6 protein-coding genes are annotated in these 9,319 nt (G+C 46.5%); 1 reads left to right on the forward strand and 5 read right to left on the reverse strand.

All coding sequences use genetic code 11. From position 1 onward, the window contains the following. Positions 1 to 53: 53 nt before the first annotated feature. The 5 genes from B5F07_RS14840 to B5F07_RS14860 all read right to left on the reverse strand — a co-directional run bounded on the left by B5F07_RS14840 (position 54) and on the right by B5F07_RS14860 (position 6,667). Positions 54 to 1,199: a hypothetical protein gene (locus B5F07_RS14840; RefSeq protein ID WP_087162067.1), complete on the reverse strand. Its 1,146-nt coding sequence runs from the start codon at positions 1,197 to 1,199 to the stop codon at positions 54 to 56. Between the two features lie 14 nt (positions 1,200 to 1,213). Further along, positions 1,214 to 3,115 carry a hypothetical protein gene (locus B5F07_RS14845; RefSeq protein ID WP_242972543.1) on the reverse strand — a complete coding sequence of 634 codons (1,902 nt, stop codon included), beginning with the start codon at positions 3,113 to 3,115 and terminating at the stop codon, positions 1,214 to 1,216. A gap of 99 nt (positions 3,116 to 3,214) precedes the next feature. Beyond that, entirely contained in the window at positions 3,215 to 4,726 is a 1,512-nt protein-coding gene (locus B5F07_RS14850) for an ABC transporter substrate-binding protein (RefSeq protein WP_087162068.1), read from the reverse strand. 106 nt (positions 4,727 to 4,832) lie between these two features. Further along, a complete protein-coding gene (locus B5F07_RS14855) occupies positions 4,833 to 5,720 on the reverse strand; it encodes a carbohydrate ABC transporter permease (protein WP_087162069.1) in 888 nt (295 codons plus the stop codon). Between the two features lie 11 nt (positions 5,721 to 5,731). Further along, entirely contained in the window at positions 5,732 to 6,667 is a 936-nt protein-coding gene (locus B5F07_RS14860; protein ID WP_242972544.1) for an ABC transporter permease, read from the reverse strand. Between the two features lie 236 nt (positions 6,668 to 6,903). Between B5F07_RS14860 and B5F07_RS14865 the strand changes: the two genes are divergently transcribed. Continuing rightward, positions 6,904 to 9,219 (forward strand): helix-turn-helix transcriptional regulator, encoded by a 2,316-nt coding sequence (locus tag B5F07_RS14865; RefSeq protein ID WP_087162071.1) that lies wholly within the window; start codon positions 6,904 to 6,906, stop codon positions 9,217 to 9,219. Positions 9,220 to 9,319: the final 100 nt, after the last annotated feature.

Raw genomic sequence — 9,319 nt, forward strand, 5'->3', positions numbered from 1 at the left:
TCTACTTTTTTACAGAACCATTTTTTATTGCCACAGGTTATTCATCGGAACACTTATCCTTTCCATCGCCGGATCAACTCTTCTGTCTCTTTTCTTCTGCTCCATTCCACGATATGATAATCGCTCAGACAGTCCTTGTAAGCCTCATTTCTCTTTGCCGTTCCCTCTTCGTCGTCAATCAGCAGATGGTAAAACAGTCCCTTCGCATTCTTCTCTGCAATACAGGAAAAGTCTTCCACGCTTCCTATAATTTCCATATTTTTCCCGCGTTCATGGAGCCTGTCATATACCTCCATCCAGTGTCTGGCGGAGGGCTGCCCGGCCCCGTATACCCACTGGTACGCCTGAATATCTGTATTGTCAAGCAGCATATCCAGATGCTTAAGATTGCCCACACCGTCGAGATGATACATCACGTTCGGGAACTCTTTTTTCAGCTTCTTAATATCATCCAGTGCGTACTCCTCAAACATTTCCGGACTTATCATATAAGCGAAGTCATCCTGGAAAATGTAGGACCGTTCTTTGCTGTACAGCCCGCTCCAGTCACTGTATCCCGGATGGTCTGTTCCAAGCACACTTTCCAGATCCCTGTAGGCATCCACAAACGCATTCCGTATTTCATTCTGTACCCGGAGTACTTCTTCCGGCTCATCAAAGAGCGCAAACATATACTCCTCATTTCCAAGCAGTGTCGCCAGGACGTCCTGCACGCTTCCAAGGTCCGGCATGGACATCAGCACCTGGCTGCCCCACTGTTCTTTTCCTGCCCGGTAGATATCCTTGATTCTTTTTGCCCACACGTTATCCGGGTCATATTTTACATGGAGTTCTTCAACCGGCACCTGTTTCATAGGAAAATACCATACGGTTCCGGTACTGTTATCCAGTCCGGCTCCGCAGAATCCTGCCAGGGCGCCCGGACCGAACGCCGCCATGTTGATCAGCGGGAATGCATCTCCCAGAAATTCATATTGGCAGAGCTCATAATCCAGTGCGTCGACAATCTCCTCCGGAGAATACTCCAGACAGTTACAGTTTTTCATGGACAGCACCGGCACATCCGGTTTCTTTCTCTCCGGCGGGTAAGCAGACTTTACCACTGCCTTGATCAGCGGTCTTTCCAGTTTTCCTTCCCACCAGAGGGTATAATCTTTTTCTATCTGTTTCCATCTCTCCCGGTCAAAATGTATGCCCATATTCGTTTTCCCCTTCATCTTCCATACTTATCCCGATCCGCCAGAATCAGCAGATTCACGCTCTCGCACCAACAGCAGCTCCCCGGAAATACGCCTCCTATACACCGCTCAGTCTCCCAGTCGGACATATTTACCCGCTCGCACATAAATCCCGGAGCCTGCTTCTCAGGGCTGACCCGGGTACTCTCCCCTTCTGCCAGAAGCATGGCGTCTTTCGGGACATCCCAGGAATAGATGGGGCATTCTTCTGTGGACATATACTGGCTGACCGTATTCGTAATGTCGCGAAACAGTTCCAGATATTTCTCATCTCCGGTCCACCGGTACAGATCATACAGGCTGTATCCTGACAGCGTGCAGATTCCCGGAGCAGCGTGCTTGTTCTGTACATTTGCGAACACGCATCCCGTGCTCTTTATATCCAGACGGGCAAACTCGCTGCCTTCACGGAATTTATAATTGTACGCCACCACCCAGCTGCTGCAGAACTCTGCCAGAAACCGGCTGCGGGACAACCATTTTTCTTTTCCTGTCAGCCGGTACAGAGTTACCAGACTCTCCAGAAGGGCAAATGCGCTTTCACTGTCCGGACACTGCAGGATCTCTCCCGGTCCGCCTGTCGTGTATCCGTGTTCCCTCACCTGGTCAAAATAATACTCCGCGCTTTTCTCTGCCGTCTCCATATAATCAGGTTCATTAAAATACTCGGCGGCCCTGGCAAGACCACCCGGGATCATTGCCCCCGCAGTACTTCCTCCCACAATGATATCTCCCGTGTCCAGGCTCACAAACTGACCAAACTGGCCATACTTGTTCCACAGCCGTACAAAGGCGTCCGCCAGTTTTCCTGTCCCTTTCACGAATTCTTCCGGTATCTCTTCTCCCCTGTCTTTCATCAGGTCGTAGTGCATGAACAGATAATATAGGACATCCGCTGATTTTCTCACCATATGCCAGTCTTCCGTCCATGGATAACCGAAAATATCTCTGACCGGATTTCCTTTTTCATCACTGGACTCATAGAAAAATCCCGACTCTGCCTGCTGCCTGAACAGATGCCGCAGTGTCTTCATTCCCCGCTCCCATTCCTGAACCCCTCCCAGGCGCATCAGCGCATATGTATACATTCCGCCGCCGATCCACCCCGGCTGCCAGCTCATCTTTCCCGCGGGAGCAGCTTCCGTGCCATAAAATTCCCCTTCTTCTTTCCAGTTGTACCGGTTCATCTTACTGCGCTGAATTTCAAACTGCCGCTCTGCAGCCATCGGTTCCGGCAGACTGTCGTCCATCCCCATACATTTTCTTGTTATAAAAAACTGATGGAAAAAATCTTCCGTGCTGCTGCACGCGAACTCATGTACCTGAAACGGGATCTCGATCTTTTCTCCTTCTGCAAAATCCTTTCCCGTATCCCGGCTCTCCTGCATAAAGGGCCACAGATACATGGCATTCTTTCTCATATGCGGATATGTCACACGGACGCTCCCTTTTTCATATGCCAGTCCCAGATTTATTCCGTCGATCTCCTGTATCGTATAGAACAGGACGGCTTTTTCTTCCTTTCCCGACCAGACGCCCACGCACGGAACCGCTGTGTCCCCCGTCGTCACCTCGATCACTCCGCCTCCGTCCTTTTCAAGTCTCGGTACGTCCGTGATCGTTACCGGCATATCCACTTTTGCCTCTTCCGGCGTAAAAAGGGGCGGATACATCTTTTTACTAACCTCAAACCGGTTTCCGTCGTAGCAGCACGCCGGAAGAAATACATACTCCTCTCCCGTCACCGGAAATGGAAGCCGGTATTCCAGCTCCGCATAGGTATTTTCAGCCTTTTCCATAAAGAGAAGGGACGCTTTCCCGTTCTCTATAATTTCTTCTGTTTTTGTTCCCGCCCGCATGTTCCATTTCATCTTCATCTATCCGTTCCTGCCTTTCCCTGGATAAAGTCAGCCCCCGTCACTACCCACATTCGTGACGGGGGCTGTTCCTGTCCCAACGTTATATCTCTGCCGCTTTTATTTGTTTTCTGCAACCCACTCGTCCAGCTGTTTCTGGCACTCGGCAATCAGATCATTACATCCTGCCTGCTCCAGTTTGTTCAGGAATTCCGGAAGCACTTCCTCCGGATTGACAACACCTGTTGCCAGAGAGGAATAGTATTCATCTACAACTGCGCTTACACTTGCAAGCTGTGTCTGTACAGATGTAGAATCGAAGGAGAATCCCAGTGCCTCTGACGGTTCCGCGGAATTGTTGATCTCTTCTGTGAGCTCCCAGTCATTTTCGCCCTGTCCCTCTCTGTACAGCGCATTGAACTGATCTCCGTATACCCAGTCCTGATTCGGATTATATGCGGAATTCTCCACCGGAATCGCATAATTTCCTTCTTTTGTATAGTGCACACCTTCAATGCCGAAACAGATAAGGTTATAAAGTTCGGGGTCTGTATTTACTCTGTTCAGGAACATCATCGCTCGCTCCGGATTCTTTGAAGTCCTGCTCACCGCAGTAAGTGCCGCTGTAATACTGGATGTGGACAGATGGGCTGTTCCGATCTGCTGATACGTAAAGTCCTTGCCGGTCTTTGCCTTTGTATCCGTCTCAACACCCGGTTTGTATGTTGAAGTCAGTTTGGAAACAGATTTTCCTGCCTGGATATCCATATTTTCATCCGTCACTGTCGCGGAATCGCTTCTGAAATACCCCTTCTGATTCCACTCATACATCATCTGGAAGAAATCCTGTACCTGCGGAAGTTCAAACTGGTTTACCACTTTCATCTCATCGTCACCGTACACGAGCGCGCCCGGGATCTTGCTTCCAGCCAGTTCTTCAAAGCCAAGGGTGTTCTGATAGTTGTTGAGGAGTTCTGCCGGTCCACAGTTTACGATCGGGTATATATCCGGATTATCTGCCTTGATCTTTTCAAAGAGAGGCTCCATGTCTTCCAGACTCTTCACTGTTGTCAGGTCAAAATCATACTTCTCAAGCACATCCGTTTCCACTCCGACAGCTCCCTGGTATGCCCAGATCTGCATATTCGGAACTGCATAAATATTTCCGTTTACTGTGGCGGCTTTCCATCCCTCCTCGGGAATCAGCTTTTTCAAATCCTGTCCGTACTCATCCAGAAGGTCGTTAAGTTCCAGAAATGCATTTTTGGATACATTATTATAGAAGTTATTTGACCAGTGCGCCGTATAGCAGAGATCAAATGCCTCCTGGGATGCGATTGCCATCTGTACTTTGTCGTCATAACTTCCCCAGTCACATTCCACAAAGTTTACTCTTACATTCAGGTCATCCTTCAGATACTCGTAGATTGCGTCCTCCACCTTGTCTGTGTCAGCCTGGGGACCGTTGCCCGGAATATACCATGTCAGTGTGACTTCCTCGAGACCGCTTGCGGAATCTCCTCCTGTCTGAGTGTTTTCATTTGCCTTGCCGTTTCCGCATCCTGCCAGACTTCCTGCCAGTGCAGCAGCCGTAAGTGTAAGTGCCATTCCTTTTTTCCATGTCCTTTTCATAAATCAAATCCTCTTCCTTTCTTTTTTACTTTTTTATCCTGTTCTTTTCACAATTCTGTGCTAATCTCTCTTTTATGTCCACCTCCCGCTCTTCCTTCCTGAATTTTCAGCCCTTTACAGAGCCAACCGTAATTCCTTTTACAAAATACTTCTGGAAAAACGGGAAAATCACAAGCATTGGTCCCACAGCAACAACACACAGCGCCATTCTGGCTGTCTCCCCCGGAATCTGGGACAGATCCACAGATATTCCTGCCACCATGGACGATCTCAGAAACTCGATATTGTTCATGATCCGGTACAGATAATACTGCAGCGATGTAAGGCTGTTCTCATTAATATACAGCATGGACAGCCACCAGTCATTCCAGTATGTAAATGCGGTAAACAGTCCGATTGTGGCAAATGCCGGCTTTGATATGGGAACTACAATCCGGAAAAACGTATACGCCTCGGACGCTCCGTCTATCTTCGCCGCTTCAATCAGTGCCATAGGCGTATCCTGGAAGAATCCTCTCATCAGAAATACATGCCACGGCATGATAATATAGGGAAGTATCATTGCAAAAATCGTATCCTTCAAATGATAGTACTGGGTATTGACGATGTAACTCGCCACCATGCCCCCGTTAAACAGCAGGGTGAAAAATACCATAAAAGAAAGAACCCTGCTCAGTTTGTAATCTCTTCTCGCCATTGCGTACGCCAGCGTACTGGTACAAAGAATGCTGACTACCGTCCCGACTACCGTCACAAAGATTGTAACAAAATATGAAGTCAGAATCTGTGCCGGATTTCTGAAAACATATTTGTATGCTTCCACAGAGAACTCTGACGGCCAGAGACTGTACCCTTCCTTTGCCAGCGTCACTTCATCCGTAAAGGATGCGGCAAGAATATAAAGAAGCGGTACAACACAACACAGTGCGATAAGAATAAATATCAGGTTGATAATAATTTTCGATAATCTCCGTACTCCTTTTTTCTGAACCATCTTCCTGCCTCCTAAAAAATCGCATAGTCTTTATTTCTCTTCTTTACAATCAGATTCGAAATAAGTACAAGCGCAAAACCGACAATTGACTGATACAGCGCTGCTGCGGAAGAAATGCCGATATTGCCAGTCACCCGAAGCGCCCGGTATACATAAGTATCGATAACGTCTGTGGTCTCGTACAGAGCCCCGGCATTCCTCGTAAGGAAATAGAACATTCCGAAATCGGAGTAAAAGATCTTACCGATCTGAAGGAGTGTCATCATTACGATTGTCGGCATCATATATGGTATCATAATCCTGAAAACCTGCTGTCTCCTGTTTGCCCCGTCAATCGCCGCAGCTTCCAGATAGCTGGAATCAATGCTGATCAGGGTTGCGTAAAAGAGCAGTGTCATATATCCGATGTTCTTCCAGAGATAGGCGATTGTCAGAATGACAGGCCATACTTCCGGTGTCGCATAGAAATTAACCGGCTCCTTTCCCGCTGCTTCCATCAGATTCGGGATAACACCCAGATCAGGGCTTAACATGGCGTACACCACATAACTCGCTACAACCCATGATACAAAATATGGAATAAACATCGCCGTCTGGTAAACTTTTATCTTTCTTCTTGTCAGCTCATTCATTAAAATTGCCAGAAAAATTGCTGCTGCAAGTGTCAGCGTAATAAATACTGCGTTGAGACAAAGCGTGTTTCTCGTAATTCTGAAAGCATCCTGGGATTTAAAAAGGAACTCAAAATTTTCAAATCCTACCCAGTCGCTCGCCCATATGCCTTTCGCGTAATCCACTCTCTTAAATGGAATAACAATACCGATCAGGGGAGCATAATAAAATGCCAGAAGGAAAAGAAACCCCGGTACCGCAAGTACGGTCAGTCCCCAGTTCATTTTCCGCTGTGACTTTATCAGCCCTGCTTTTTTAGTCCTTTTGTTTTTCACATATCCTGCCTCCATTCTTCACTGCCCTTGGCTTTCTTTCTGCCGTCATTATAAAGTCCGAATCTGCCTGTTTTCCAGAGTAAAATCAGGTGTTTTTGTATAAAATGAGCCAAAAGTACACTGTTTTTCGCCGATTTTACAGTATTATTCCCTTTTTACACCTTCTCTGCACTTTACAGACTTTTCATCTTTCATTACAATAATTACGAAACAAAAATCTGTGGTGGAGGTAGAAAATGAAGTTTTTCAAAAAAAGTACGTATCATCAAAGTTTAATCATCGTTCTCTCTCTTCTCCTGATCGTTTTCTGTATTCCCTATGCGGTCACCCTGTACAGTTCTTCAAGGAGCCGGATTCTTGATACCATGCAGACGGCAAACAATCAGAATCTTCAACAGATAAAATACAACTATGATATATATGAAGATATTATATCAAACCTCTGCTTTTCCATATATCTCGACAATGAAACTCAGAGCCTTCTGTACAATCCCCAGGTTACCTACCAGGAGGCCTACAGACAGATCGATTATTTTAAATCTTCTGTCCTTAATGTATATCCTTTTGTGTATTCCATCACTGTCTATAACGGAATACAGCAAAAATACTACTCAACGCTGATGGATTCCACAGAATATCTGGCCACACTGCCGGAGCTGTTTACAGATAATAAGATGCCGGTCCGGCTTCAGCCTATTCTGCGCCGCATTCCCAACGAAAACGGAAGCGGGGAATTCTATGTATACAGTTATCTGATATATGATTTTGAAAACAGCGAAACCAATTCTGCGAGCTATATTGTTATCGAGCAGAATGCAAACTGGCTGATCGATAATTTTACACAGATCCAGCGGACAGCCGGCGATATTCCCACAGAACTCTATCTGCTTGACAAGGACGGGAATATCTTTTCACAGGATCCGTCCACAATCCCCCAGGACAGCCTCAACGTGCTGGAGGACTATTTTTCCACCGGCGGCAAACAGCCGGCAGACTCCAAACAGGATGAGTCTCTGTATACGGACGATTATTCTTTTCACGGCGGTCATTACCTTATCACCCAGCTGTTTCTCAACAGCAGCGGAGATTCTCTTCTGATGCTTCAGAATTACAACGACGTGTTTTCGAATTTGCAGTCCTTCCGTCATACATTTACGTTTTTTATTATCATATGGGTTCTTCTTTTTGCTGCGGCTATATGGGGAGTTTCGAAAAAACTTTATGCGCCCGTCCACAAAATGCTCAAATTCGTCAACGGGCTTTCCGGGCATACGCCTGAAACAGGCAATGAATTCCAACAGCTGATGAACCTTTACAAAGACTCGTACGATAAACTGACCAACCATACAAACGCCGCCCACTATGTAATGACACATTATCAGCTGGAGAAGCTTCTCACAGACAGCTCGGAAACTGTATGGAAGAATTTTGCCGCATATACTCCGGACCACTGGCTTGCATCCGCTTCCGGGATACCTCTCCGGGTCTTTCATATTACAATAGATAACCGGAAATCCGATGGAGACCTGTGGTCTGAAGACGATATACGCCTGTTTCTGTTTGCAGCGCAGAATATCCTGGCTGAACTGCTGGAGAAAGAACGACCTGCTGAAGTATTCATTTCAAACGAGTATTCCGTATGGGGTATTATGAAGTCCAACGGATGCAGCCGCGATAAAGCGCTTGAAGACATTCTGCTTCAGACACAGACATACCTTAAAGATTACCTGTATATCCGCCTGAATGCCACATACAGCAGCGAGGCGCTCCATCCGGAAGACCTGAGCGGACTGTACCACGAAGTTCTCTCGCTGCACGATTATCATTACATTTTCGGTCCTGATGCCATCATCAGTCCCGATACCTGCAGAGAAAACCTGGAAAACGAATGCGATCATATTCCGGACAACCTTGTGAAAAAATGTCTGTCTGCCATCAAACGCAACAGTTTTGACTCTGCCTCCGATACGATTGACCAGATTTTCCACACATTCCGGACTATGCGTCATGAAAATGTCAAAATATGCATTATGACCCTGGCAAACCAGATCAATTTTACCTTAAAAGAGCTGTCCACCTCAAAAGGAATCCTGACGCGAATCCGCTATGAACAGGTCTACTCGCTCTTCGACTCTGCACAGTATATGTGTGAAGCCCAGAATGGTCTGAAAGACTATCTGAAAAACACACTGTGCATTTTCCAGACAAAAAAAGATGAAGACAAAGAACACCTGTTTATCCAGAGTATTCAGGATTACATCACGGCCAACTACAGCGACCCGAATCTGTCCTCACAGCTTATCGGGGAACAGTTTCATCTGTCAGCCAAATATGTAATGAAACGGTTTGTAAATTATTCGGGAATTTCACTGAATGATTATATCATAGAAGTGCGGATGCACCAGGCCGCTGTCCTTCTGAAAAACAGCGATCTTTCAATCGGAAAGGTTGCCGCATCCGTTGGAATCTTAAACGAAAACTATTTTTACAAGCTGTTTAAAAAGTTTTACGGTTGTACCCCGCGGGAGTATTCCGTTAAATCGGGGACGTAGTAAAATTCAGTTTTGCTACGTCCCGAATTAACCTCCGCCCTGTCCCTTTTTGCAGACAGCCCTGTCCCCTTTTGAAAAATGCACAAATCACCCAGGTAAT

The organism is Lachnoclostridium sp. An169, from assembly GCF_002160525.1.
Lineage (GTDB): Bacteria > Bacillota > Clostridia > Lachnospirales > Lachnospiraceae > Mediterraneibacter > Mediterraneibacter cottocaccae.

Coding starts and splice junctions, on each gene's coding strand:
- B5F07_RS14840 (WP_087162067.1), bottom strand. CDS start 1,199: ATGGGCATACATTTTGACCGGGAGAGATGGAAACAGATAGAAAAAGAT.
- B5F07_RS14845 (WP_242972543.1), bottom strand. CDS start 3,115: ATGAAGATGAAATGGAACATGCGGGCGGGAACAAAAACAGAAGAAATT.
- B5F07_RS14850 (WP_087162068.1), bottom strand. CDS start 4,726: ATGAAAAGGACATGGAAAAAAGGAATGGCACTTACACTTACGGCTGCT.
- B5F07_RS14855 (WP_087162069.1), bottom strand. CDS start 5,720: ATGGTTCAGAAAAAAGGAGTACGGAGATTATCGAAAATTATTATCAAC.
- B5F07_RS14865 (WP_087162071.1), top strand. CDS start 6,904: ATGAAGTTTTTCAAAAAAAGTACGTATCATCAAAGTTTAATCATCGTT.